Genomic DNA, 24,604 nt, shown 5'->3' on the forward strand with positions numbered 1-24,604 from the left:
TGGATCGGCGCCGGCAGGCGACGAGACGGAGGGGGGTAACGCAAGTGTTTCAACACCAAAGGTTTTTGCTCGGTCTCTCGGAAGAGTCATCCCCCTCCGTCAGCTTCGCTGCCACCTCCCCATGCCTTCGGCACAGGGAGGAGATTTTTAGCTGCGCAGCACGGCTCCGGCCTTTTGGGCGGCGGCGACGATCTTTTGCGATACGGCGTCGATTTCCGGCTCGGTCAGAGTTTTGTCCGCCGGTTGCAGCGTGACCTCAACTGCCAGCGACACCTGACCCTCCGGCACGCCCTGACCCTGATAGACGTCAAAGACGCGGGCTTCGCTGATCAGCCCCTTGTCCGCGCCCCTGATGGCGCGCACCAGATCGCCGGACGCCGTACCCGCCGGCACAAGGAAGGCGAAGTCGCGCGTCAGCGGCATCAGGTTGGACAGGCTCAGCGCGCCTTTGGACTTGCCCGATTTTGCTTTCGGTTGCGGCAGCAGGTCGAGGCGGATTTCAAAGCCCACATACGCCCCATCAAGGTCCATCGCCTTCAACACCGACGGATGCAGTTCGCCAAATTCGGCCAGCACCGTCTTCGGCCCCAGTTGCAGGCGCGCCGAACGGCCCGGATGCCACCAGCCGCTGTTCGACCCCTGCACCAGTTGCAGCGAGGCGACCGGCACATTGAGTTCCTCAAGCAAGGCCAGCAGATCGGACTTCAGCGCAAACAGCGCGTCCTGACCGGTGGCGGCCCAATGACGCGCCTTGTCCGGGGCCTTCAGCGCGGCAATGACTGTCTTTTGATCATTGGGCTCAAGGCCGAAATAGACCGGCCCGATTTCAAACAGTTGCGCGCCGGGATAGCCCTTGGATGCATTGCGCCCGGCGGCCTCCAGCAGATTCGGCAGGATGGACGGGCGCATACAGTTCAGTTCCGAGGCAATCGGATTGGCCAGCACCAGTGCGTCGCTACCCCCGCCGAACAGCTTGGCGTAACCCTGCGGCATGAAGGACCAGGTGACGGCCTCACTATAGCCAAAGGCCGCCAGCGCCCGGCGCGCCGTGCGGGCGCGGGCCTGCGACGGGGTCAGGACGCCGCCGGTTTTGGGGGCCACGGCGGGCAGGGGCGTCGCCGGGATGTGGTTGAAGCCATAGATGCGCGCCACCTCTTCGACCAGATCGGCCTTGCCATCCACGTCGCGGCGGAAGGACGGGACGCTGACGGTCCACGGCGTGGTCTTGGTGATGCCAAAACCGAGCGCGGTCAGGATCGTCTCGACCTTGTCATGCGGCACGTCAAGGCCGGTCAGTTGCGCTACATAGGCCGGGTCGAAGACGACATCGGGCTTGCGCGCCGGGGCCTCGCCCGCCACGACGATCTCGGACGCTTCCCCGCCGCACAGGTCGAGGATCAGTTGGGTGGCCAGTTCCAGGCCGGGCACGACAAATTCCGGATCGACGCCGCGCGCAAAGCGGTACTGCGCATCCGAGGTGATGGTCGTGGTGCGGCCCGTCTGGGCGATACGGATGGGGTCGAACCAGGCCGATTCAAGGAAGACATCGACCGTCTCGAAATCAACCCCGGTCGAGGCCCCGCCCATGACGCCGCCCAGACCGATGACGCCCGAAGCGTCGCTGATCGTCGTCATGTCCGGCGTGACGGCGTAGGTCTTGCCGTCCAGCGCCACGAAGTCGGACGTGTCGGCGGGCAGACCGGCTTCGATCACGCTGCCCGACAGCTTCGCCACATCATAGACGTGCAGCGGGCGGGCGCGGTCGAACGACAGATAGTTGGTGATATCGACCAGCGCCGAGATGGGTTTCAGGCCGATCGAGGTCAGCTTGTCGGCAAGCCATTTGGGCGACGGGCCGTTCTTGACGCCCCGGATGACGCGACCGGAAAACAGCGGGCAGGCGTCGCCATCGACCTTGACCGAGATCGGACAGGGGAAGGTGCCCTTGACCGGGGGAATCGGCGCGTCTTTGAAGGCCCCCAGACCCGTGGCGGCGAGGTCGCGGGCAATGCCGTGCACGCCCAGCCAGTCGGGACGGTTGGGCGTCACCTCAAAGTCGATAACGGGCTCCAGCGCGAAGACGGCGCTAACCGGTGTGCCGACGGCGAGGTCGTCGGAAAGCTCCATGATGCCATCGGAATCGCCGTCCAGCTCAAGCTCGGCCGCCGAACACATCATGCCGTTCGACACGACGCCGCGCACCGGCTTTTCGACCAGGGTGACGTCAAGGCCCGGCACATAGGCCCCGATGGGGGCATAGACGGTGGTCAGGCCGGCGCGGGCATTGGGGGCGCCGCAGACGATTTCCTTGCGGCCATCGACCGTATCGACCTGAAGCACCTGCAACTTGTCGGCATTGGGGTGACGGGCGGCCTCAACCACCTTGGCCACCGTAAAGGGCGTCAGCTTGGCCGCCGGGTCGGTGACGTCTTCGACCTCAAGCCCTGCCGCGGTCATAGCGGCGGCGACGGCCTGAATATCGGTGTCGGTGTCGAGGTGATCTTTAAGCCAGCTAAGGGAGAATTTCATGTCTTATATTCCGGGGTCGAGGGGCCTTCCGGCCCCTCGTCTTAAATCTCTAAATCAGGAAAGGCCGCTTGCCGGGTTCGGCGCGCTGAACCCGCTAAAGCCGTAGTGGCTCAGCCAGCGCGTATCGGCAGCGAACATGTCGCGCAGGTCCGGCACGCCGTATTTGAGCATGGCCAGACGATCGACGCCCATGCCGAAGGCAAACCCCTGATATTCGTCCGGATCGACGCCGCAGGCCTTCAGCACATTGGGGTGCACCATGCCGGAGCCCAGAATTTCCATCCAGCGGTCGCCATCCCCGATGCGGATTTCCGCGCCGTTGCGCGAATAACGCACGTCCATTTCCGCCGACGGCTCGGTGAAGGGGAAGTGGTGAGGGCGAAACTGCGTGATGACCGTGTCCGTCTCGAAAAAGCGCGACAGGAAGGTGTCGAACACCCATTTCAGGTGGCCCATATGCGCCGTCTTGTCGATGACGAGGCCTTCGATCTGATGGAACATCGGCGTGTGCGTCTGATCGGAGTCGCAGCGGAAGACGCGCCCCGGCACGATCAGGCGGAAGGGCGGCTTACCCGCGATCATCGAACGGATCTGCACCGGCGAGGTATGGGTGCGCAAGAGTTTCCTCACCCCGTTTTCATCGGGGTTGAAGAAGAACGTGTCGTGCATTTCGCGCGCCGGGTGCTTTTCCGGGAAGTTCAGCGCGGTGAAGTTATGGAAGTCGTCTTCGATGTCCGGCCCTTCGGCGACCTCAAAGCCCATCTCGGCGAAAATCGCCACCATCTCGTCCATGACCTGCATGGTCGGGTGGACGCCGCCCCTGGCGCGGGGCGCGGCGGGCAGCGACAGGTCGATGCGCTCGGATTGCAGGCGGCGGCTGAGGTGTTCGGCCTCCAGCACGTCCTTACGCGCATCGAGCGCCGCCTGAACCTGATCACGCACGGCATTAATGGCGGCGCCGGTAGCCTTGCGCTCTTCGGGGGGCAGGGCGCCCAGGGTTTTCAAAAGGCCGGAAATGCGCCCGGTCTTGCCCAGCGCCGACACGCGCACGGCGTCGAGCGCAGCAAGGTCTTGCGCGGTCAGGATTTCGGCTTCGATGTCTGCGGCCAGATCGGAATAGGTGCTCATGGTCTCACGGGGGAAAACGGATCGCCGTGTGTTTAGAGCGCAATGCGCCGTGAGTGAAGCGTTTTCTGCTTTTCTCTTCCCTGTTACGAGACAACAGAGAAGAGGGACGTCAGACCGTCAGCTTCGCTGCGCCGAAGGCCGCTGGATCGGACATCGACGGCCTGCCGTCTTCGACGTGTCCGGCCAGACGCAGACTGTAGCCCTCAGCGGTCAGGCTGAAATCGTACCAGCCGTGGCTGGCGGCCATATCGAAGCGTAGCGGCTGCCTTTCACCGGGGGCGAGGTTCAGGTTTTGCGGCGACTGTCCATAGGCTTCGTCGCGCCAGATCAGGCTCAGAGGCTTGTCGGAAGCGTTGCTGACCTCAAACCCTTCGGGTCCGCTTTCGCAGTCGAATAGGACGGTTTTACCTTCGAACCGGCGGTGGAAGCCGTTAGGACCATTGACCCACAGCTTCACGGCACCGGCGGGCAATCTGTGCGTCTTACGGATGCTGACCGTATACCGATAGGGGATGGCATCGCTCGCATTCAGATCATAGAGGTGAAACACTGCTGAACGCTTGTCAGTGCCATTGTTGAGCATGACCAGTTCGCCGTCGCGGTTCAGACCGCATTGCAAATCATACGGCGTCGAGCGGCGGGGACGCAGGCCCTGTTCCTGCACCGGCGCGGTGAGGGCGTCCGGCGCTTTGGGGGTCGTCTTGCCCCCAAGCTTGCGCGCCTGTTCGGCGCGGTCAGCGGTTTTCGGCAGGTGGGCAAAGAAGGGCTGATCGTTCGGTGTTTTGAAATCAAAGCAAGAAGTCAGGTCGCCGCACACGGCGCGCCGCCACGGCGAGATATTGGGCTCCTGAACACCAAAGCGCGTTTCCAGAAAGCGGATGACCGAGGTATGATCAAACACTTCCGAAGCCACATAGCCGCCCTTCGACCACGGCGAAATGACGTACATCGGCACGCGCGGGCCCAGGCCATAGGGGCGGTTTTTCAGCGCGTCGTCCCCCTGATGATATTCGCGCTCCGCCCCTTCGGCATAGCCCAGCGGCTGTCCATTGGCATCCAGCGACGGCGGCGCGGGCGGTGGCACGTGGTCGAAATAGCCGTCGTTTTCGTCGAAATTGATCAGGAAGACTGTCTTCGCCCACACCTCCGGATTGGCGGTCAGGGCGTCGAGCACCTTCGCCGTATAGTCGGCCCCCTGAGCCGGTGAAGAGGTCGAGGGGTGTTCGGAGCCTTCGGCCGTGCCGATGATCCACGATACCTGCGGCAGCTTGCCGGCCAGCACGTCCTCTTTCAGCTTGTCGAGGTCGCGCGTGCGGATCGAACGCTCGGCGAGGTCCGCGAGCTTGCCCGACGTGGCCTTATCCGCCGCGCGATAGGTCTTGAACCCGACCAGCGGGTTGTCGGTGAAATTGTCTTTCATGTTCTGATAGAGGCGCCAGTCGATGCCCGCCGCACTCAGACGCTCCGGATAGGTGGTCCAGTCATAGCCGCCGTGGCCCTTCGGATCGGCGTGCAACTCGTCATAATCATTGACGATGACCGGGCCATTGGGGCCGACATTGGTGCCCGTCCAGTGGACTACGCGGTTGGGATTGGTGCCCGAATGCATGGCACAGAAATAGGCGTCGCACAGGGTGAAGGCTTCGGCCAGAGCGTACTGGAACGGCAGATCGGCGCGTTCAAAATGCGCCATCGCGTGATTGTGCTTGGACTTGGGCCAGTTCGACAGACGCCCTTCGTCCCAGGCGGCCTGCGCGTCCTTGAAGCTGTGCGGCGTGCCTTCGACGCGCATCAGGCGGAAATCCTGGGTGGTATTGAGCGCAAACGGCGCGATCAGCCGGGTGGGGTCGTCCTCGCGTGGCTGGGCGAAGACGCTGCGGTTGGCGTGGGTGGGCGTCGCCGGTGCCGGGATAACGAAGCGGTCGCCAAAGCCTTGCACCCCGTTCATCGTGCCGAAATAGTGGTCGAAGCTGCGGTTTTCCTGCATCAGAATGACGACGTGCTCGACATCTTTGATCGTGCCGGTGCGGGTGTGGGCGGGGATGTCCAGCGCGCGGGCAATGGCGGGGGGCAGGCCGCCAAGTGATGCCGCCAAAGCGCTGCTGAGGGTGGTGCGAAGAAAGGTGCGGCGGCTGGTCATAAGGCGGCTCCGAAGCGTGAGCCTACGCCATAACGCGCCCGGATGACAGTTTTGTTGTCATCCGCTTCTGAGGCGTGGATGAGGAGAAAAACGAAAAACCCCGCGCCATTGCCGGTGCGGGGTTTTCCATGTGTTCGGGTGTCTCTTGAAAGAGACTTAGTCTTACGCGGCCAGAGCGGCGCGCACCTTCTCGGCCACGGCGGCGAAGGCCGGGGCGTCGTTGGCGGCCAGAGCGGCCAGAGCCTTACGGTCCAGCTCGATCCCGGCCAGGTTCAGGCCGTGGATGAACTGCGAGTAGGTGAAGCCTTCGACGCGGGCAGCCGCGTTGATGCGCTGGATCCACAGGGCGCGGAAGTTACGCTTGTTGACGCGACGGTCACGGTAAGCGTATTGGCCGGCCTTATCGACAGCGGCCTTGGCGGTGCGGATGGTATTCTTGCGGCGGCCGTAGAAACCCTTGGCCTGCTTCAGAACTTTTTTGTGACGGGCGTGAGAAACGACGCCTCTTTTAACACGTGCCATGGTTCACGTCTCCTTAGGCGTAGGGCATGTAGGATTTGATCTTCGCGGTATCGGCGTCCGACATCACCTGCGTGCCGCGGTTCTGACGGATGTACTTGCCGTTGTGCGAGATCAGACGGTGGCGCTTGCCGGCGACGCCAGCCTTCACCTTGCCCGACGCAGTGAAGCGGAAACGCTTCTTGGCGCCCGATTTGGTCTTCAGTTTTGACATTTCATTTGCGGCGCGGGTAACGCCGTCCTCTTTATAGAGTTAGCACCCGCCAAGGCATGTCAGGGGCCCGGCAGGTCAGGAAGCGCGGGTCATTACAGGAAAAGACCGGGGCACGCAAGCGGAGTCTTAAAATCAGACTGTATAGCTTAAAGCCATATAGAATTTAGCGGCGTGGCCTGCCACCAAATCGGCGCTTTCCAGACCATTGATGATCTTTCGCGCGTTTTTCCAGTCGGTGACATTGCCGTGGAAGAAGTCTGCCAGCCTCTTACCGGTAAACAGGCCGTCGATCATGCCGGTGAACATGATCTTCAGCGCCACGTCCATGTCCAGCGCCAGGCTGGGGTTGGCCACAAGGTTCACGCCGATGGCCGTGCCTAGCTTTATGTAATTGGCCTTGTGCGTGATTTGCACCAGACCGCGCCCCAGCCACGACTTGCCCTCGGCGTCTTTGCGCCAATAGGGTTTCTTTACCCACGGCAAATTGCCTGCGATAAAGGCCTTCTCAAGAATGATGATGGCCGCCTCGTCCGTAGAGGCGCGTGTTTCGCGCACGGGCTGCATGGTGCGGGCGGTCTCATGGAAAGCGGTGGCCAGCATATAGGCCAGCCAGCGATCGTCCAGATGAGAGGCGTCTGTTTCCCATTTGTCGAGAATGGCGGTGAGGCCCTGCATTTGCGAAGGTGTAATCTTTCCGCCAAACAACTCAGTGCGGACGGTGTCGAAGAAGTGTTTGCGATTGATGCCGGCCATAGAGCCCCCTTTTGAGTTCAGTGTGAATCGTCTTGGCTTGAACGAGGACAGTTTGCATCACTCGTCCGCAGGGAGAATAGGTTTTCAACCTAAAAGAGCAATAACGTCATTCTCGCCCTGCGTGTTTTTGGGGAAGGCGTGTCATTTTTAACCGTCTGTTAACCGCGTTTCCGGACTCTGCCTAATCAGAGGCGTCGCGAGCGTGCGGGGCCTGTTTTCCCCTTGCAGAACCGTACCCGTCCATGAATTCCGGCTTCGCACATCCGTTTACGCGCACCGACCGCTCGCCGCTCGCCATGTGGTGGTGGACGGTGGATAAGCTGACGCTCGGCTTTGTGCTGCTGCTTATCTTTGCCGGGCTGGTCTTTTCGTTTTCGTCGTCGCCGGTCGCCGCGCCCAAGGTGGGGATCACCAACGAGTTTTATTTCACCCAGCGCCATGTGCTGTTTGCCTTCGCCTCGGTGGCGCTGATGCTCGGCATTTCGATGTTTTCGCTGAAAGGGGTGAAGCGCGCCAGCGTCGCCATCTATGGCGGCGCCATCTTCGTCATGGCCATGCTGCCGCTGATCGGGCACACGTCAAAGGGGGGGCGGCGCTGGCTCGATCTGGGCTTTTTCAGCCTTCAGCCGTCGGAATTTCTCAAGCCCGCCCTGATCGTGCTGGTGTCGTGGATGTTTGCCGAAGGTCAGAAGGGCAAGGGCGTGCCCGGTGTGACCATCGCCTTTTGTCTTTATGCCCTGTGCATCGCGCTTCTGCTGATCCAGCCCGATGTGGGGCAGTCCATTCTGATCACCGTGGCCTTCGGGGCCTGTTTCTATATTTCCGGCGTGCCGATGCGCTGGATCGTCGGTCTGTCGGCGGCGGGCGTGACGGGTTTTGCCAGCCTCTACTTCATCCTGCCGCACTTCCGCGACCGCATTAAGGACTTTATCGACCCGGACGGCGACCGTTTTCAGGTCGAACGCGCCGCGGCAGCCATCGCCAATGGTGGCCTGACCGGCACGGGCGTCGGCGAAGGGACCATGAAGCGCCTGATCCCCGACATGCACACTGACTTTATCTATTCGGTGGCGGCGGAAGAATATGGTCTGTGGATGTCGCTGCTGCTGATCGCCATTTTTGCGTTCGTCGTGCTGCGTGGCCTGTGGAAGGCCATGGCCATGCCCGACGCCTTTCGTCAGATTGCCACCTCGGGCCTGTACATCCTTTTGGGGATGCAGGTGCTGATCAATATCAGCGTCAACTTGCAGGTCATTCCGCCCAAGGGCATGACCCTGCCGTTCATCTCCTATGGCGGGTCGTCGCTGATGGCGATGGGGCTGACCATGGGCCTGATTCTGGCTTTGACGCGCAAACGCCCGGCGGAAGTCGAACCGGACGACCATACGCAGTGGTGATTTATCCCGTCTTTGCCATTCTGGATGACCGTACACTTTCGGTGTACGCCTCTCTTGAAGAGGTCCAGCGTGATCTGGAGGTTATTGATATTGACGCGGGCGAATACGCCTTCTTTGACGCGAGAGGCAGGGCCTTGCGTCCAGATGTGATTCCACCGGTCTTCTCAAAGCACGGACGATTTATAGGCATTGGGGGTGGTGAATTGAAGGGCTTTGACATTGGAGACGGACCGCCTTTAATCGAGCGTCTTTCGGGCGTATTTCACATCAATGACAATTCATATTTTCCGGACGTCCCCACCATTGTCTCATTCCTGACGCGTCCCTAATTTTGAATAAAGAACCGATTTCATGGCTGCGAAAAAGAAACCCAAACCCCTTTCCGAAACGCCGCTGGCCGTGGTGGCTGCCGGGGGGACGGGCGGGCACATGTTCCCGGCCGAGGCGCTGGCGCGTGAGCTGATCGCGCGTGGCTGGCAGGTGGTGCTGGCGTCCGACGCGCGCGGGGCAGCCTATGCCGAAAAATTCCCGGCGATAGAGCGCCTGTCGCTGGAAGCCGCGACCTTCAAGCGCGGCGATGTGATCGGCATGGCCAAGGCGGCGCTGAAAATCTTCACCGGTACGCAACAGGCGCGCAAGGCGTTCAAGCGCCTCAAACCCTGGGCGGTGATCGGCTTTGGCGGCTATCCCTCCTATCCGGCCCTGATGGCGGCCTTGTCGCGCAAGGATGTGACCCTGCTGCACGAACAAAATTCGGTGCTGGGGCGTTCCAATCGCCAACTGTGCGCCAGGGTCGATGCGGTGGCCTGCGCCTTTCCGGTATTGAAAATGGCCCCGGCTGTGCTCGAAGGGCAGGTGCAGGTTGTCGGCAATCCGGTGCGTCCGGACATCCAAACGCTTTATGACAGGCCCTATCCGCCCATCGACAAGGAGATCCGCTTGCTGATCACCGGCGGATCGCAAGGGGCGAAGATTCTGTCAGAGACGGTGCCTCAGGCGCTGGCGCTTTTGCCGGTGTCGCTGCGCATCAACCTGCGCGTCGAGCAGCAGACCCGCGCCGAGCAGATCGACCTCGCCCGTAAAACCTATACCGAGGCCGAAATCGAGGCCGAGGTCGCGCCCTTCTTCGACAATATGGCTGAGCGGCTGGGCCGCGCCCATATCGTTATTGGCCGGTCGGGCGCTTCGACCTGCTGCGAACTGGCTGTGGCGGGTAAGCCGTCCCTGCTGATCCCGCTGAAAATCGCCGCGGATGACCACCAGACGCACAACGCCGCCGTGCTGAAAGAAGCCGGCGCCGCCGTGGTGCTGCGCGAAGACGATGTGACGGTCGAAAGCCTGAGCGCGGCCATCCGCGCCCTGATCGAAGAAGGGGCGGTGGGCCTTGAAAAACGCGCCGCTGCCGCCAAATCGGTGGCGCGACCCGACGCGGCGCAGCTTTTGGCCGATCTGGTCGAGCGCACGGTCAAGCGCAAACGGTCGGAATAATTGTTTCCTTATCTGCGCAGCCGCTAGATCGGGATGATTTTTAGAGTAACGGGGGCTTCCCATGTTTTTTGCGCGTAACCGGCTCGATGCGGGCTTTGTCCAGAAGACTCTGTTCCTGCTGATGGTGGTGGGTTTAAGCCTTCTGGCCTTCAAGCTGATCGGCATCTGGCTGTTGGTCTTTGGGGCGGTGGTGGTGGCGACCGTGCTGCGCGCCACGGCGGAGCCGCTGGTCAAGTATCTGAAGCTCAAGGACAACTGGGCGGTGCTGCTGGCGCTTCTGTTCCTTGTGTCGTTTCTGGCGGCGTCCGGCTGGCTGTTTGGCAGCGAGATCGTGCGCCAGACCAACAACCTCTCGCGCGAACTGCCCGAAGCCTGGGCACAGCTTCAGGAACGTCTGCGCGCCTCTGAGGCCGGGGCCACGGTGCTGGATCAGATCAATAATCTCGGTCAGCAGGCGTCGGGTGTCCTGTCTCTGGTGCCCAAGATCGCCGGTGAAATCGCCTCTTCGATTGCCAATCTGGTGGTGGTCGTCGTCGCGGGTATCTTCATGGCCATGCACCCGCGCAGCTATCGCGACGGGGTGGTGCGCCTGTTCCCCAAGTCGCAGAAGGAGCGCGTGCGCGATGGCCTCAATCTGAGCGGCAAGGCGCTACGCCTATGGCTTTTGGGGCAGTTGTTTTCGATGGTGCTGGTCGGGTCGCTGACGGCCATCGGGCTCAGCATTGCGGGGGTGCCCTCGGCAGGGGCGCTGGGCCTGATGTCCGGTCTGGCGCAGTTTGTGCCGATCGTCGGGCCGGTGGTTTCGGCGGGGCCGGGCCTGCTGCTGGCGGCGTCAGAGAATATGACGACCTTTGTGGCGGCGCTCGTCATCTATGTCGGCGTGTCGCAGCTTGAGTCCAACATCATCACGCCGATGGTGCAAAAGCACGTCGCGGCCGTACCGACCGTTATCACGCTGTTTGCCGTGCTGGGCTTCGGCTCGCTGCTCGGGCCGCTGGGGGTGCTGTTTGCGACGCCGCTGACCGTCGTGGCGCACACGCTGGTGATGAAATTCTATGTCGGTGAAGTGCTGGGCGATCACGGCGCCGAGGCCGAGGTGTCGGGAGAGGCTGAAACCTAAAGATGACGTAGCGGGTCCTGCGAGTGGTGCAGGATGCGCAGAACCAGAATACCCTGCGGGAGCGGTCGATAGTAAATCATATGCGACAGGTGCGAAAAGCGTCGGGTCTGCGTGCGTATCTGCTCGCAGGCGGCACCTATGCCCGGCCGTTTCGCCAGCAGCATAAGGGTTTCGTAGAGTTCGTAGCGATATTTTCGCGCCTGCTCATAGCCGAACCGGTCGAGCGTGTACTGCGCTATGGATTTCAAGTCCTGACCCGCTTCATCACTGAGGGTAAAGTCAGCCATGTTTCGCGGCCTGACGTTTCAGGTAGCGCTCTTCGGCATCATTCCAGATATCGTCAAAGCTCATATCGCTGAAGCCACTCGCTTCGGCCTTGTCCAGCATATCGCGCAGGCGGTCTTCAGCAGCCTGTTTTTCCTCATCGCGGCGCACCAGATCGCGGAAATATTCGCTGACATTGTTATAGTCGCCCTGTTCGACACGGCGCTGAACGGTTTGTGCCATGCGGTCGGTCATGGAGATGGAAAACTTGGCCATGGGATGCTCCTCTGCTCCCCGGATTGTAGCATTAAATCCGATTTATTCCTATCTGATCCGACGGTGTGGCGCTCAAAAAATCCTCCGTGACACCTGTGTCGCCGTGTTCTAGAGCGTATTTCGTCGCTAACGTTTTGGTTGGTCGCGCATTTGAGTCCGAAAACCGTTGCACACTTTTCGGAATGCGCTCTAAAGCAGAACACCTTTCATCTTACCCCACGAGTCCACGCCTCCATGATTGCCCCTGCCAAGCTCCGTCCCACGCCCTTCGACCTCGGTCCCGTGCACTTTGTCGGCATCGGCGGCATCGGCATGAGCGGCATTGCCGAGATCATGATCAAGATCGGCTATAAGGTGCAGGGCTCGGACGCCAAGGCCTCGGCCAATACCGAGCGTCTGCAAAAGCTGGGGGCCAAAATCTTTATCGGCCACGAAGCGGCGCATGTCAGTGATGACGTGTCAGCGCTGGTCTATTCGACGGCGGTTAAACACGACAATCCCGAAATGGTCGCCGCGCGGTCGCGCCGTATCCCGCTGGTGCGGCGCGCCGAAATGCTGGCCGAGCTGATGCGCCTGCAATTTTCCATCGCGGTTGGCGGTACGCACGGCAAGACGACGACGACCTCGATGGTGGCGGCGCTGCTTGACGCCGGCGGGCTGGACCCCACCGTGGTCAATGGCGGCATCATCAACGCCTATGGCACCAATGCCAAGGTCGGTGACGGTGACTGGATCGTGGTGGAGGCCGATGAGTCCGACGGCTCCTTTCTGCGCCTGAAATCGACCTTGGCCATCGTCACCAATATCGACGCCGAACACCTCGACCACTGGGGCGATTTCGAAGCTGTGAAGAAGGGCTTTGTCGATTTCGTCGAAAACATCCCCTTCTATGGGTTTGCCGCCGTTTGCGTCGATCATCCGGAAGTGCTGGCCCTGACGGCCAAGGTCGAGAATCGCCGTCTGATCCCTTATGGCGTCTCACCGCAGGCCGAGGTGCGCTGCACCCATATCGACTTCGGCCCGGAAGGCGCGACCTTCGACGTGGTCTTCTCACCGGTGGGCGTGGAGCCCTTCACCTGGGCCGGTCTGAAACTGCCCATGACCGGCAACCATAATGTGTCGAACGCCACGGCGGCCATCGCCATCGCCCGCGAACTGGGCGTCTCTGAGGCCGATGTGCGCAAGGGGCTGGGTGCCTTTGGCGGCGTCAAGCGCCGCTTCACCACTACGGGCATCGTCAACGGTGTGCGTATCATCGACGATTACGGCCACCACCCGGTCGAAATCGCTGCCGTGCTCAAGGCCGCGCGTCAGGTGACGCAGGGCAAGGTCATCGCCGTGGTGCAGCCGCACCGCTATACCCGTTTGCGCGATCTGATGACCGAGTTTTCGACCTGCTTCCACGACGCCGACAAGGTGATCGTCGCCGATGTCTATTCGGCGGGTGAAGCGCCGATCGAGGGCGTCAGCAAGGACGCACTGGTCGAAGCCCTGCACCGTCACGGCCACCGCAATGCTGTGGGGCTGGACGGTCCGGCGGCGCTGGCAGGCCTTGTGGCCGCTGAGGCGAAGGCCGGTGATCTGGTCGTCTGCCTGGGGGCGGGCGACATCACGCAATGGGCCTATGCGCTTCCGGCGCAGTTGGAAGGGTCGGCGGCGTGATCGAAGCGCCTTTGCCTCTTGATGCTTTTTGCACCGAGTTGCGGCGGCTTGCTGCGTCTATTGACGCGCCAAAAGATTATGGTCCCCGCTGCGGTGGGGAACATACAGGCGGACTATATGTCGGCTTGAGTTCGGATGGCAGCAAGTATCGACTGATCTACACCGAGAAAGACTACACGGATGTCATTATCGAAAGCACCGATAAGGACAGTGTTATGGAGCAGGTTTTCGTCAACGTGACCGGCAACATGGCCTCATATATGATTGCTGAGAATTCAGACCCGATAACACCAGAAAGCGCTTTTGATATTCCGTCAGATTTTTCCGATGCTGAAATAGAGAGGCGAGCGGTGCTTAATCATATCCGCCTCTCAGAAGCGCAGGAGGCGCTTTTGGGGAGGTTGAATCCGGAATGGCAAAAACGTCAGAAACAACGCAATGCTACATTACTTGTGCAGATAAAGAATAATTTTAAACGATGAACTGGACCGAAAATCTCCCCGCCGTGCGCGGCAAGATCGTAAAGCAGGCCGAACTGGCCCCGTTTACGTGGTTCCGCGTCGGCGGCCCGGCGGATGTGTTGTACATCCCGGCTGATCCGGAAGACCTGAGCGATTTCCTGCGTCAGTTGGACCCGTCTGTGCCTGTCACCTATATCGGCGTGGGGTCCAATCTGATTGTGCGCGACGGCGGAATCGAAGGTGTCGTCATTCGCCTTGCCGGTAAGGCCTTCTCTGACATTCAGATAGACATAGAAAACAATCTGATCATTGCGGGGCCCGGCGCGCTCGACAGCGCCGTGGCGCGGGCCGCGGCCAAGGCCGGTCTGGCAGGTCTGGAGTTTTATGCAGGGATTCCCGGCACCATTGGCGGCGCTCTGACGATGAATGCCGGGTGTTATGGCCGCGAAACCAAGGATATTCTGGTTTCGGCCTGGGGCTATGACCGCACGGGTGAGATGCGAACCTTCACTAACGAAGACTTTGGGTTCAGCTATCGCCACTCGGATATCAGTCCGGATATTGTCTGGATACAGGCGGTGTTTCAGGGCGCGCCTGATGATCCGGCGGCCATCACCGAACGCATGGACGCCATCACCGCCAAGCGCGAAACGTCCCAGCCGATCCGTGAAAAGACCGGCGGTTCGACCTTCAAGAATCCGGAAGGCCATTCGGCGTGGAAGCTGGTCGATGAGGCGGGCTGGCGTGGCAAGCGCTTTGGCGGCGCCAAGTTCTCAGAGTTGCATTCCAACTTCATGATCAATGCCGACAATGCCACGGCGGCTGACCTCGAAGGGCTGGGTGACACGGTGCGCGCCGAGGTCAAGGACAAGTTCGGCATCGACCTGCACTGGGAAATCAAGCGCATCGGGCGTCGTTAATATCTCTTCCCTGTTGCACCGCGACGGGGAGGGGGGAGATCAGATTGGCCACTTTTCCTCTTATCATGGGCGTTATCAATGCCACGCCGGACTCGTTTTCCGATGGCGGGGCCTATGATCCCGTGGCGCAGGGCCTGCGCCTGATCGCCGAAGGGGCCGATGTGCTCGATATCGGCGGTGAGTCCACGCGACCGGGGGCCGAACCTGTGCCTGCCGCCGAAGAAATCGCCCGCGTCGTGCCGGTCATCGAGGGCTTACGCGCCCGGTGGTCCGGTCCGCTCAGCATCGACACGCTGAAACCCGACGTGGCGCGCGCCGCCTTTGCTGCCGGGGTGACGATATGGAACGACGTAACGGCGCTCAGCCACAGCCGCGACAGTCTGGCGACCGCCGCCGAACTGCAAGGGCAGGTCATCCTGATGCACATGCAGGGCGAGCCGCGCACCATGCAGACCGCGCCGCACTATGACGATGTGGTGGCGGAGGTCGAAACCTATCTGCTCGCCCGCGCCGAGGCGGCGATAGCGGCGGGTGTGGCACGCGAAAACATCTGGCTCGATCCGGGTATCGGCTTCGGCAAGACGCTGGACCACAATCTGAACCTGATCCGCGCCACGTCGCGTCTGGCGTCGCATGGCTTTCCGTTGCTGGTGGCGGCCTCGCGCAAGCGCTTTATCGCCGCGCTGGAAGAACGCGACGGTGCGCCCCCCTCCGATGCCGCCCGGCGTATCGGCGGCACCCTGGCCATCCACCTCTATGCGGTGCAAAACGGCGCGCGTATGGTGCGCGTGCACGATGTGGCCGAGATGCGTCAGGCGTTGAGAGTGTGGGCGGCTCTCGCCTGAGAGGCGAAGTCCGGTTACGCCTGCAACGGTCCTATGTCTTTGAAATGTAACACTCCGCCCCTTTCGTGCAAAAAAGGCGGCCAAAGCGGCGCGAAACGGCTTTACAGCCCCGCCGGGTCCGGTGTTAACCTTTCAGCGTGCGCTGCGGGATAGGTGCGCGCAGGGGAAAATCGGTAGAATTATGATGAAGCGGGTCCTGACGAAAAAGCCTCAGTTCAGCAAGACCGTGTTGCCGGACCGGCAAAAGCGTAATCTGAAGTTCAGTCATGCGCCGCAGGAGGTCGAGGTCGAGACACCCGGCCCGCACATCCTGACGGGGCCGGTGGAGATGGAGGTGCCCGCCTATGAGTGGGCAAGCGCCGAAGACACCGTGCCGCCGGCCGTCATCGCGCAGCAAAGCCGCAGCCTGTTCCAATGGATCGTCGCTATCGTCCTGCCGGTGGCCGCGCTGGGTGTTATCGCTCTGAGCGTGGTGGCTCTGGCGCAGGCCGGGGGCTATGACGCGGACTTTATCGCCTCGCGGTTTCGCTGATCAATTTATCTGCGCGTAGATATCGAAGGCGGCGCTGAAGTCCGGGTTGCGGATCACCGTGCCGCAGGTCAGCGCGTAATCGCCCGGATCCAGCATCAGATAGGCTTCGGGCACCAGAGGCAGGAAAAAGTCTTCGCCCTGACGTGTCCCGACCAGCGACAGCACCAGCCCTTCCTTGCGATTGGCGCGGATAACGCGCCCGCCGATCAGCTCAAAGCTCAGCAACTCGTCATGGGTGCCGATCTGATTGAGGCGCACGACCAGCATCTTGCCCAGCAGAACGCGCACCATCGGATCCGAGGCCTCGGCAAAGGCTTCGGGGACCAGTTCGTTCCAGCGGGAGTCGTCGGTGTTTTCGTTCATGGTCACAGCTTACGAAATCGCGGCACGATCTCACCGTCACTATCGACCGATTCGCTGAACATGGCCAAAGGCCGAACCCACAAACGCGCCGGATCGGCCTGAGTGACAGGGGCATAGAGCACCAGCACCTCCTCCGTTTCGGAGTGGGTCACACTGCCATACACCACGTAATCCTTGCCCTTATAGTGGCGGTACAGGCCGGTGGCGAGGGCGCTGGGGTAGTCGGTGATCGGGCGGGTCATTGCAGATCCTTGCGTTGCGCGCTTTCCTTAGCCGGGCGCGCAGATTAAGGAAAGGTATCTATCTCACGGAGGTTTCCATGCGTCGCGTACTGATCATTGCCGGTTCGGACCCGTCGGGCGGGGCGGGGATTCAGGCCGACCTGAAGGCCGTGACCTGCCTCGGCGGCTATGCCATGACGGCGATCACCGCCCTGACCGTGCAGAACACGCTGGGCGTCACCGATGTGATGCCGGTGCCGGAAGCCCTGATTACGGCGCAGGCCGAAGCCTGCCTGAGCGATATCGGAGCCGATGCGGTGAAGACCGGGATGCTGGGGACGACCTCAGTGGTCGAAACCGTGGCGGCCCTGCTCGATAAGGCGGGGGTGTTTGCGGTGGTCGATCCGGTGATGGTGGCCAAGGGCGGGCACCCGCTATTGCCCGATGAGGCGATTGACGCCATCCGCACGCTGCTCATCCCGCGCGCAGGGCTGCTCACCCCCAATGCGCCGGAGGCGGCGGTTCTGACCGGTATCGAGGTGGTGGACGAAGCCTCTCAGCAACGCGCCGGTGAGGCGCTGCTGAACATGGGCGCCAAGGCCGTGCTGATGAAGGGGGGGCACATTGACGGCCCCGAAGTGGTCGATTGGCTGCTGTGGGCAGACGATGCGCGGCGCTATGTGTCCGAACGCATCGAGACACGACACACGCACGGCACGGGCTGTACCCTGGCCAGCGCTTGCGCCGTGCTGGCGGGGCCGGATCGCTCTCTGGGTGACAGCGTTGACCTGGCGCGTGACTACGTGATGGGAGCGATTATCACCGCACCGAATCTGGGTGGCGGGCATGGGCCGCTCAGGCACAACTGGGTGCTTTGAGCGGGTCAGATGCGCCCCCTTAGGGTATGGGGGGACAGAAGGGGACGCATCCTTGAGGGGGCAGTGTTCCCGGCTGCCCCCGACTTTCAGGCGGGGCGGTTAGATCCACCCGAACCTGAAGCCTGTTAACGACGCCAGGCGGTGTCGCGGTCGTTACGCTCCCAGTGGAGCTTTTGTTCAAAGCGGTCCAGACGGTAGCTGAGATTGGCCATTTCCTGACGGTCGATGCCGCGGCCCGAACGCTCATACTGATTTGACAGGCGCTCGATACCGTTCAGTTCGCTGCTGAGGCGGCCATATTCGCTGCGCGTCAGGCGGCCCGAACGGCGGCCCATGTCGAGGCGGTCTTCGAGGCGGTCGATACGCGCATCAACCCGGTTGTCGCGGTAGTCGCGGACATCTTCGCGGCGATCGTAACGGTCATAGCGGTCGTAGCGGTCATAGCGGTCATACTGGCCGGCCGCGAAGGCGGGGGTGATGGCGGTCAGGCCGGCAATGGCAACGGCAGCGGCGGCAATGGTCTTGAGCTTGGTCATCTGGCTTTCTCCTTGGGTCAGGTGTGACGCTGTGGATCAGCGTTGAGACCTTTATAAAAGCCGCCACTCGAACCGAAGCTGAACGGTGCGGTTCATTTTCGGTTCAGGGTTTGCGCCGTCGATTTCCGCTTGCACTTGGGCGGATTTGGCCGCAAAAGCCGCCTGTTTGCGTAGATCGCCCGGCGCGCCGCCCGGAGAGACGATGACCCAAGAAGAAGGCCAGACCATGAGCGCCAAACCTGCCACCATTCCCGAACGTCCGTGGTTTTCGTCGGGCCCGACGGCCAAGCGTCCCGGCTGGACGCCCGAAGCCCTGTCGGGTGCGCCTGTGGGGCGTTCCAACCGCTCAAAGGTGACGGTCGGTCGTATTCGTCAGGCGCTGGACATGACGCGCGAGATTCTGCGTCTCCCCGCTGACTATCAGGTGTTCATGGTGCCGGGCTCCGACACCGGGGCGTTCGAGGCCGCCATGTGGAACCTTCTGGGGGCGCGCAAGGTGCAGCTTCTGGCCTTTGAAAACTTCGGCCAGTTGTGGGCCGATGACGCCACCAAACACCTCAAACTCGATGCCGAAGTGCTGTCGGCCCCTTATGGAGAGCTGCCTGACCTGACGCAGATCGATCCGCAGGCCGATCTGGTCTTTCCGTGGAACGGCACGACCTCCGGCGTGCGGGTGCCCAACAGCGACTTTCTGAATGGCCATGCGGTTGCCGACAGCGGGCTGGTGCTGTGTGACGCCACCTCGGCGGCTTTCTGCATGGACCTGCCGTGGGAGAAGCTCGATGTTGCCACCTTCTCCTTCCAGAAGGCGCTGGGTGGGGAAGCCGGGATCGGCGTGCTGATCCTGTCGCCCAAGGCGGTCGAACGACTCAACAGCTTCGATTCGGGCCGGGCCATCCCCAAGGTGCTACGCCTGAAAAAAGGCAATGCAGCCGACGCGGCCATTCTGGGCGGTGACGCCATCAACACCTTTTCGTTTCTGGTCATCGAAGACTATCTCGACGCTCTGCGCTGGGCGCAGCGCGAAGGCGGGCTCGATGGCCTGATCCAGCGTTGCAATGAGGCGGCCGGGGCCCTGTTTGACTGGGTGGAAAAGACGCCGTGGATCGACTTCGTGGCGGTGGACCAGGCGACACGCTCGACCACCTCGGTGTGCCTCAAATTCGTTGATCCGGCCATTCAGGCGCTGCCCGCCGAGGCGCAGGCGAAACTGGCGGCGCGCGTCGGCAGCCTGCTGGAGCTGGAAGGCGTGGCGTTTGACATCACCGGCTATCGCGCGGCCCCGCCGGGCCTGCGCGTCTGGTGCGGCTGTACGGTCGAGGCCGAGGACGTCGAGGCCCTGCTGCCGTGGCTGGAATGGGCCTATGCGGCGGCCGTGGCCGAACTGGGGCTGGTCGCCGCCTGACCGCTCAGGCTTCCGGCTTGCCACCCTTGTCGGCCTTCGGGCCTATGCCGGTGACGGCCGTGCCGAAGACCAGCAGCACCGCGCCATAGATAATGCTCTCTGTGTCGCCAGAGAAGCCCTTTAGCAGCAGACAGGTGCCACCGGCCGCCATGCCGGTTTGCAACATCCGCAGTCCCTGCTTGCGCCGGGCCTCTGTGCGCCCGGTCACGCCCCAGATCAGGCCGCCTAGACCAATGGTGACAAACACCCCGGCCACGATCGTCAAAAATGTCCACATGGTGTGAATCCTCTTTGTGTCAAGGGAGCTTGACACACAGTGACGATCCAGTCAAGCGACCTGGACATTATGCACTTGACATACCACGTCTGAATTTGTAGTGTTTTTGCATTGGAGATAACAATGCAAACGCTCACCGACCCCATTTTCCACGATGAAGAAGCCGCCCGCGTTCATTTTGAAGCGCTGCGTTGGCCGGACGGTCGCGTTTGCCCTCATTGTGGCGTTGTCGGCAACTCAACGCTTATGCAGGGCAAGACGACGCGCGCCGGACTTTATAAGTGTAAAGAGCCTGAATGCCGCAAGCCGTTTACCGCCACGATGGGGACGATTTACGAGCGATCACATATCCCTTTGCATAAATGGCTTCTGGCTACGCAAATCATGTGTTCCAGCAAGAAAGGCGTAAGCGCAAATCAGCTTTACCGTATGCTTGGCTTTGGCAGCTATCGGACGGCTTGGTTTATGGCTCACCGCATCCGCGAGGCCATGCTTGCCAACGATGAAACGCCTATGGGTGGCGACGGTGGCGTAGTTGAGGCTGATGAAACGTTTTTTGGGCGCGATCCAGAGGCCAAGGAAAGCCGCATGGCAATTCGTTCGATGAACAAAATTGTCACGCTGCTTGATCGAAACTCAGGCAAAACCCGCAGCGTTGTTGTGAAGGAAATCACCGTCAAATCTGTGACGGAAATTCTCAACGCTAATGTCAGTGAAAAGGCCAATCTGGTTACCGATGAAGCCCACCACTACAAGGCCCCCGGCAAGACTTTTTCGAGCCACAAAAGCGTCAATCACGCTCAAAAAGAGTATGTAAATAAGGAAGATAAGACGATCACGACAAACCAGATTGAAGGCTTTTTCGGCATTTTCAAGCGTGGTATGCGCGGCATTTATCAACATTGCAAATCGCATCATTTGCGCCGTTATCTTGCCGAGTTTGACTTTCGTTATTCCAACCGGGAGGCGTTGGGCTGCGATGACACGGAGCGCACTAACCGCGCCGTTATGGGCGTCGTGGGACGCCGCCTGATGTATCAAAGACCTGAAAGGCAACAAGCCATCAACGCGCTTGTCTAAGCGCCGCAAAATGCGATGGCGGACAAAGGGCAAGCGTTAAGAGGCAATCGGTCTGCCAACCCTGCCCTTGGCTGTCTTTTTGGGGTGATCCTTTGGCGCTGTTCCGATCATACGACGCACGACATCATCCCGTCTGGCAGCTATTTCCGCCTCGGAAAATTCCTTGGAGTCCTTGACTTTTTCGGTCATTTGCCGTAATCTCCACGCACAGACAGGCCGATATGCTATCGCATACCAGCCTGTAAGGCGAGCCTATCAAATGGCTCTAATTCTTATCTTCTGTGGGCTTGCCACATGGGATACTCCTTCTGCCCTTTGGGCGGTTTGAGTTGTTGTCAGAAGGCCCGCACCGGCCAAGGATTGTGGCCTTCTGACGAAATTGGTGCGCACTCGGCTGGACTCGAACCAGCATCGGGGACTTAGCGGGAACCTGCTCTTTCCAGTTGAGCTACGAGTGCCATAAGGCCCCGCGTTAGCGGGGCCTTAAACTTTCTGCGAAAGCAAATCCTCCGTATCGTCGGCTTCAGTTACCTGATGCGTATGAGCGTTGGCGTTGATAAGCGGAGGCGGGGTAACTCCATAGGTCGAACGGCCCTTGTTTGTGAACCTAAACACCCCGTTTTTCACGCGCTCAAAAATACCCTCGTCGACATATTTCATCATCGTTGCACGTACAGAGGCGTCCTTGACCTCAACCCCTTCTTGCTTGGCCGCGCTCAGAATGTTCTCGTAGGTGATTTCGTTGAGGTTGCTGGCGCATATCCTCCCAAAAACAGCATCCCAATGTCCTTTTGGTGCGCTACCTGTTGATTGGCGAAGGCGGGGCTTTTTTATGGGTTCGCTCACCCCCACATACTTCAAAGCCTCCTCGTAAGCGGCAATTTCAGCTTGAAGCACGGCAATTTTTTGCTGCTGCGCGCGCAGATCGTCCAGCGCAACGCTTAACGCGCCTTTTCGCTCCTGCACTAACTTTTCCAGCGGGTGTGCCATGTGAATCGCTCCGGGATGTTGTGGTTAAAAATAACGTCGCGATCCGTTAACGTCAACACCGTTAGTGACGTTTTTTCACAATCACCAAAAAACGCAACGCGCAGTCGGGTATGTCAAGTGCATAATGTCCAGCGACCTTGACATATGGCGTCGCGGCGGCGGGGAGTGGGGAATAACCGGCGTTCGCCTCATTTTACGGGTTACCAAGCCCGAACTTTAAGTTTATAGGCTGCAACCGCCTGAATTTTGAATGTAACGCACCCGGACGAAATCCTCTCCGGCGGCGTTTTGCTGCGGAGTAAGAACTTGGCCAATGTGACCGTTGTGGGCGCCCAGTGGGGCGACGAAGGCAAGGGCAAGCTGGTGGACTGGCTGTCCAATCGCGCCGATGTGGTGGTGCGCTTTCAGGGCGGTCACAATGCCGGTCACACCCTGGTGGTCGATGGCAAGGTGTATAAGCTGTCCCTGCTGCCGTCCGGCGTCGTGCAGGGCAAGCTGTCGGTCATCGGCAACGGCGTGGTCGTCGATCCGTGGGCACTGTTTGATGAAATCGGCCGCGTCGAGGCGCAAGGCCTGAGCATCACCCCCGACCTGCTGGTGCTGGCTGACAATGCCTGCCTGATCCTGCCGATCCACCGCGAACTCGATACGGCGCGCGAAGCCGCCGCCGGCGCGGGCAAGATCGGCACCACGGGCCGCGGCATCGGCCCGGCCTATGAGGACAAGGTCGGCCGTCGCGCCATCCGCGTCGCCGATCTCGAAGACTTTGACGGTCTGGATGCCAAGATCGAGCGTCTACTGGCCCACCACAATGCGCTGCGCAAGGGCCTGGGTCTGGCCGAGGTCGATACGGCGGCCCTGATCGCCGAACTGAAGACCATCGCGCCGCGCCTGCTCGCCTTCGCCAAACCCGTCTGGTACGTGCTGGACAAGGCCAAGTCCGAAGGCAAGCGCATCCTGTTCGAAGGGGCGCAGGGCGCGCTGCTCGACATCGACCACGGCACCTATCCGTTCGTCACCTCGTCCAACACGGTCGCCGGTCAGGCCGCCGCCGGTTCGGGCATGGGGCCGCGCAGCGTTGGCTATGTGCTGGGTATCCTCAAGGCCTATACGACCCGCGTCGGATCGGGCCCGTTCCCGACTGAGCTGTTCGATGACATCGGTGAGCGCATCTCGCGCGTTGGCCATGAGTTCGGCACGGTCACGGGCCGGGCGCGTCGCTGCGGCTGGCTGGACGCGGTGCTGGCGCGGCAATCCATCGCCATCAACGGTATCGACGGCGTGGCCCTGACCAAGCTGGACGTGCTTGACGGCATTGAGACGCTGAAAATCTGCGTCGGCTACAAGGTCGGCGACAAGGTGCTCGACTACCTGCCGGCGGGCTTCAAGGCGCAGGCCGGTATCGAGCCGGTCTATGAAGAACTGGAAGGCTGGACGGAATCGACGCAGGGCGCGCGTTCGTGGAAGGACCTGCCCGGCAATGCGGTGAAATATGTCCGCCGCATTGAGGAACTGATCGGGGCGCCGGTGGCGCTTCTGTCCACGAGTCCAGAGCGAGAGGACACCATTCTCATGCGGGACCCGTTTGCGGACTGACGGTCGAGTGGTGGCCTCCGGAAACTAAAAAAGTCGCGAGAGGACACCATTCTCATGCGGGACCCGTTTGCGGACTGAGACCGGTCTGCGTGCAGCAAAAAAAAAGGTATCGGGCTACACCTCTGCAATCGTTATTTTGCGCTGCCGTAAATCCGGTATTTACTCCTCTACTTTAAAGTTTTGATCGAACACCAAGAGGCAAGGCGTGTACGGTCAGAATCCAGCTACAGCACAAAAGCTGAGAGCGACGCTCAAACTGGTTTTGCTGGTTGAGGCGAATCCAAACTATGCGCGGATGCTCTCGGACATGCTACGCATGCTGGGGGCCGAGCAGATCAGCCACTATCGCGATCACGAAGAGGCGCTCGATAAGGCCCCCGGTCTTCTTTACACGCTGATCGTCTGTTCGCATCAGGCGCCGGAATGCGACGCGCTTGCCTTTACCAAAGGCCTGCGCCGCTCCAACGCCTCGTGTCGCAAATCGCCGATCATCACCATCGCGCCTGAAATCACCATGAGCCTGCTCAACGACATCCGCGATTCGGGTGCCGATGAGTTTATGCGCAAGCCCTTTACCTGGGGTGACCTGCAAAAGCGCGTGGAACACGTGGCGCTCAAGGCGCGTCCGTGGATCGAGGCCGTGGGCTATGTCGGTCCGGACCGCCGCCGCTTTAACTCCGGTGACTATACAGGCCCGCGCAAACGCGCTGCCGACAACAAGGACCAGAAGACCGCCCAGATCGAACAGGCGGTGCGCATCCTCAAAGCGGCCTTTGAGCAGTATAATAGCGACCCGCTTCAGGCGCGCCGTGCCATGTTTGCCCAACTTGAGGTGCTGGTCCCGGCGTGCAAGACGATCGCCAGCCAGAGCTTCCACAACGATGTGCGCACCATTCTGACCCAGTTGCGCGAGGAATGGCCGGACCTGAAACAGATTCGCCCCGCCATCCTCAGCCTGGCGGCCTTTATGAAGATCGAAGACCGCCACCCGTCGAACGCGGCCTGATTGA

Annotated in this window: 29 protein-coding genes and 1 tRNA gene; 14 read left to right on the forward strand and 16 right to left on the reverse strand. The window is 61.0% G+C overall.

Annotated elements, in window-relative coordinates; translation table 11 throughout:
* Nucleotides 1–147: 147 nt before the first annotated feature.
* The 6 genes from pheT to EM6_RS01230 form a co-directional block, all read right to left on the reverse strand.
* Nucleotides 148–2,529 carry a phenylalanine--tRNA ligase subunit beta gene (gene pheT / locus EM6_RS01205; protein ID WP_126419658.1) on the reverse strand — a complete coding sequence of 794 codons (2,382 nt, stop codon included), beginning with the start codon at nt 2,527–2,529 and terminating at the stop codon, nt 148–150.
* 54 nt (nt 2,530–2,583) lie between these two features.
* Nucleotides 2,584–3,657 (reverse strand): phenylalanine--tRNA ligase subunit alpha, encoded by a 1,074-nt coding sequence (pheS, locus tag EM6_RS01210; RefSeq protein ID WP_126419659.1) that lies wholly within the window; start codon nt 3,655–3,657, stop codon nt 2,584–2,586.
* A 109-nt stretch (nt 3,658–3,766) separates the two neighbouring features.
* The gene (locus EM6_RS01215; protein WP_126419660.1) at nt 3,767–5,797 is read right to left on the reverse strand and encodes a phosphocholine-specific phospholipase C; all 2,031 of its coding nucleotides are present in this window, start codon (nt 5,795–5,797) and stop codon (nt 3,767–3,769) included.
* A gap of 162 nt (nt 5,798–5,959) precedes the next feature.
* Complete coding sequence (gene rplT, locus EM6_RS01220; RefSeq protein WP_013479284.1) at nt 5,960–6,319, reverse strand: 50S ribosomal protein L20; 360 nt, start codon at nt 6,317–6,319, stop codon at nt 5,960–5,962.
* Between the two features lie 13 nt (nt 6,320–6,332).
* Nucleotides 6,333–6,530 carry a 50S ribosomal protein L35 gene (gene rpmI / locus EM6_RS01225; protein WP_013479283.1) on the reverse strand — a complete coding sequence of 66 codons (198 nt, stop codon included), beginning with the start codon at nt 6,528–6,530 and terminating at the stop codon, nt 6,333–6,335.
* A gap of 132 nt (nt 6,531–6,662) precedes the next feature.
* Nucleotides 6,663–7,283 carry a glycoside hydrolase family 19 protein gene (locus EM6_RS01230; RefSeq protein ID WP_126419661.1) on the reverse strand — a complete coding sequence of 207 codons (621 nt, stop codon included), beginning with the start codon at nt 7,281–7,283 and terminating at the stop codon, nt 6,663–6,665.
* Nucleotides 7,284–7,525: 242 nt separating this feature from the next.
* Here EM6_RS01230 and EM6_RS01235 point away from each other — a divergent pair, with 242 nt between their 5' ends.
* The 4 genes from EM6_RS01235 to EM6_RS01250 all read left to right on the forward strand — a co-directional run bounded on the left by EM6_RS01235 (nt 7,526) and on the right by EM6_RS01250 (nt 11,288).
* On the forward strand, nt 7,526–8,680 hold the full coding sequence (locus tag EM6_RS01235) for an FtsW/RodA/SpoVE family cell cycle protein (protein WP_126419662.1): 1,155 nt from the start codon (nt 7,526–7,528) through the stop codon (nt 8,678–8,680).
* Nucleotides 8,674–9,009: a hypothetical protein gene (locus EM6_RS01240; protein ID WP_126419663.1), complete on the forward strand. Its 336-nt coding sequence runs from the start codon at nt 8,674–8,676 to the stop codon at nt 9,007–9,009. The genes EM6_RS01235 and EM6_RS01240 overlap by 7 nt, the downstream gene beginning before the upstream one ends.
* A gap of 22 nt (nt 9,010–9,031) precedes the next feature.
* Nucleotides 9,032–10,168 (forward strand): undecaprenyldiphospho-muramoylpentapeptide beta-N-acetylglucosaminyltransferase, encoded by a 1,137-nt coding sequence (gene murG / locus EM6_RS01245; RefSeq protein ID WP_126419664.1) that lies wholly within the window; start codon nt 9,032–9,034, stop codon nt 10,166–10,168.
* A gap of 61 nt (nt 10,169–10,229) precedes the next feature.
* On the forward strand, nt 10,230–11,288 hold the full coding sequence (locus EM6_RS01250; protein WP_126419665.1) for an AI-2E family transporter: 1,059 nt from the start codon (nt 10,230–10,232) through the stop codon (nt 11,286–11,288).
* Here EM6_RS01250 and EM6_RS01255 read toward each other — a convergent pair.
* Both EM6_RS01255 and EM6_RS01260 read right to left on the reverse strand, forming a co-directional pair.
* Nucleotides 11,285–11,575: a type II toxin-antitoxin system RelE/ParE family toxin gene (locus EM6_RS01255; protein ID WP_126419666.1), complete on the reverse strand. Its 291-nt coding sequence runs from the start codon at nt 11,573–11,575 to the stop codon at nt 11,285–11,287. The genes EM6_RS01250 and EM6_RS01255 overlap by 4 nt on opposite strands.
* On the reverse strand, nt 11,568–11,828 hold the full coding sequence (locus EM6_RS01260) for a type II toxin-antitoxin system ParD family antitoxin (RefSeq protein ID WP_126419667.1): 261 nt from the start codon (nt 11,826–11,828) through the stop codon (nt 11,568–11,570). Before EM6_RS01260 ends, EM6_RS01255 begins: the two co-directional genes overlap by 8 nt.
* 234 nt (nt 11,829–12,062) lie before the next feature.
* Here EM6_RS01260 and murC point away from each other — a divergent pair, with 234 nt between their 5' ends.
* The 5 genes from murC (at nt 12,063) to EM6_RS01285 (ending at nt 16,248) form a co-directional block, all read left to right on the forward strand.
* Nucleotides 12,063–13,490, forward strand: coding sequence for a UDP-N-acetylmuramate--L-alanine ligase (murC, locus tag EM6_RS01265; RefSeq protein WP_126419668.1), 1,428 nt, complete (start codon nt 12,063–12,065; stop codon nt 13,488–13,490).
* Complete coding sequence (locus tag EM6_RS01270; protein ID WP_126419669.1) at nt 13,487–13,972, forward strand: hypothetical protein; 486 nt, start codon at nt 13,487–13,489, stop codon at nt 13,970–13,972. The genes murC and EM6_RS01270 overlap by 4 nt, the downstream gene beginning before the upstream one ends.
* Nucleotides 13,969–14,871 (forward strand): UDP-N-acetylmuramate dehydrogenase, encoded by a 903-nt coding sequence (gene murB / locus EM6_RS01275; RefSeq protein ID WP_126419670.1) that lies wholly within the window; start codon nt 13,969–13,971, stop codon nt 14,869–14,871. Before EM6_RS01270 ends, murB begins: the two co-directional genes overlap by 4 nt.
* Nucleotides 14,872–14,936: 65 nt before the next feature.
* Nucleotides 14,937–15,716, forward strand: a complete 780-nt coding sequence (folP, locus tag EM6_RS01280) for a dihydropteroate synthase (RefSeq protein ID WP_126422804.1) — start codon at nt 14,937–14,939, stop codon at nt 15,714–15,716.
* A 181-nt stretch (nt 15,717–15,897) separates the two neighbouring features.
* Complete coding sequence (locus EM6_RS01285) at nt 15,898–16,248, forward strand: hypothetical protein (protein WP_126419671.1); 351 nt, start codon at nt 15,898–15,900, stop codon at nt 16,246–16,248.
* On the opposite strand, the gene EM6_RS01290 is transcribed toward EM6_RS01285, so the two are convergent.
* Complete coding sequence (locus EM6_RS01290) at nt 16,249–16,611, reverse strand: hypothetical protein (protein WP_126419672.1); 363 nt, start codon at nt 16,609–16,611, stop codon at nt 16,249–16,251. It abuts the gene before it with no gap.
* A 2-nt stretch (nt 16,612–16,613) separates the two neighbouring features.
* Entirely contained in the window at nt 16,614–16,853 is a 240-nt protein-coding gene (locus tag EM6_RS01295) for a DUF1653 domain-containing protein (RefSeq protein WP_126419673.1), read from the reverse strand.
* Between the two features lie 77 nt (nt 16,854–16,930).
* Between EM6_RS01295 and thiD the strand changes: the two genes are divergently transcribed.
* Nucleotides 16,931–17,710, forward strand: coding sequence for a bifunctional hydroxymethylpyrimidine kinase/phosphomethylpyrimidine kinase (thiD, locus tag EM6_RS01300; RefSeq protein ID WP_126419674.1), 780 nt, complete (start codon nt 16,931–16,933; stop codon nt 17,708–17,710).
* A gap of 125 nt (nt 17,711–17,835) precedes the next feature.
* Here thiD and EM6_RS01305 read toward each other — a convergent pair whose 3' ends face one another.
* Nucleotides 17,836–18,246 (reverse strand): hypothetical protein, encoded by a 411-nt coding sequence (locus EM6_RS01305; RefSeq protein WP_126419675.1) that lies wholly within the window; start codon nt 18,244–18,246, stop codon nt 17,836–17,838.
* 51 nt (nt 18,247–18,297) lie between these two features.
* Nucleotides 18,298–18,483 (reverse strand): hypothetical protein, encoded by a 186-nt coding sequence (locus EM6_RS01310; protein WP_126419676.1) that lies wholly within the window; start codon nt 18,481–18,483, stop codon nt 18,298–18,300.
* Here EM6_RS01310 and EM6_RS01315 point away from each other — a divergent pair.
* Nucleotides 18,473–19,651: a phosphoserine transaminase gene (locus tag EM6_RS01315; protein WP_126419677.1), complete on the forward strand. Its 1,179-nt coding sequence runs from the start codon at nt 18,473–18,475 to the stop codon at nt 19,649–19,651. The two genes, EM6_RS01310 and EM6_RS01315, sit on opposite strands and share 11 nt — an antisense overlap.
* Before the next feature lie 4 nt (nt 19,652–19,655).
* Here the strand turns inward: EM6_RS01315 and EM6_RS01320 are convergent, their stop codons facing one another.
* A complete protein-coding gene (locus EM6_RS01320; protein ID WP_126419678.1) occupies nt 19,656–19,928 on the reverse strand; it encodes a hypothetical protein in 273 nt (90 codons plus the stop codon).
* A gap of 123 nt (nt 19,929–20,051) precedes the next feature.
* On the opposite strand from EM6_RS01320, the gene EM6_RS01325 reads away from it, so the two are divergent.
* Nucleotides 20,052–21,008: an IS1595 family transposase gene (locus EM6_RS01325; protein ID WP_126419679.1), complete on the forward strand. Its 957-nt coding sequence runs from the start codon at nt 20,052–20,054 to the stop codon at nt 21,006–21,008.
* 36 nt (nt 21,009–21,044) lie between these two features.
* On the opposite strand, the gene EM6_RS17265 is transcribed toward EM6_RS01325, so the two are convergent.
* The 3 genes from EM6_RS17265 to EM6_RS01335 form a co-directional block, all read right to left on the reverse strand.
* The gene (locus tag EM6_RS17265) at nt 21,045–21,197 is read right to left on the reverse strand and encodes a hypothetical protein (RefSeq protein ID WP_172961100.1); all 153 of its coding nucleotides are present in this window, start codon (nt 21,195–21,197) and stop codon (nt 21,045–21,047) included.
* 196 nt (nt 21,198–21,393) lie between these two features.
* Nucleotides 21,394–21,466 (reverse strand) — tRNA-Ser (locus EM6_RS01330).
* Between the two features lie 25 nt (nt 21,467–21,491).
* Complete coding sequence (locus tag EM6_RS01335; protein WP_126419680.1) at nt 21,492–21,998, reverse strand: hypothetical protein; 507 nt, start codon at nt 21,996–21,998, stop codon at nt 21,492–21,494.
* A 306-nt stretch (nt 21,999–22,304) separates the two neighbouring features.
* On the opposite strand from EM6_RS01335, the gene EM6_RS01340 reads away from it, so the two are divergent.
* Entirely contained in the window at nt 22,305–23,594 is a 1,290-nt protein-coding gene (locus tag EM6_RS01340; protein ID WP_126419681.1) for an adenylosuccinate synthase, read from the forward strand.
* Nucleotides 23,595–23,799: 205 nt separating this feature from the next.
* The gene (locus tag EM6_RS01345) at nt 23,800–24,600 is read left to right on the forward strand and encodes a response regulator (protein WP_126419682.1); all 801 of its coding nucleotides are present in this window, start codon (nt 23,800–23,802) and stop codon (nt 24,598–24,600) included.
* Nucleotides 24,601–24,604 lie beyond the last annotated feature (4 nt).

This window comes from Asticcacaulis excentricus, from assembly GCF_003966695.1.
In the GTDB taxonomy this organism is placed as follows: domain Bacteria; phylum Pseudomonadota; class Alphaproteobacteria; order Caulobacterales; family Caulobacteraceae; genus Asticcacaulis; species Asticcacaulis excentricus_A.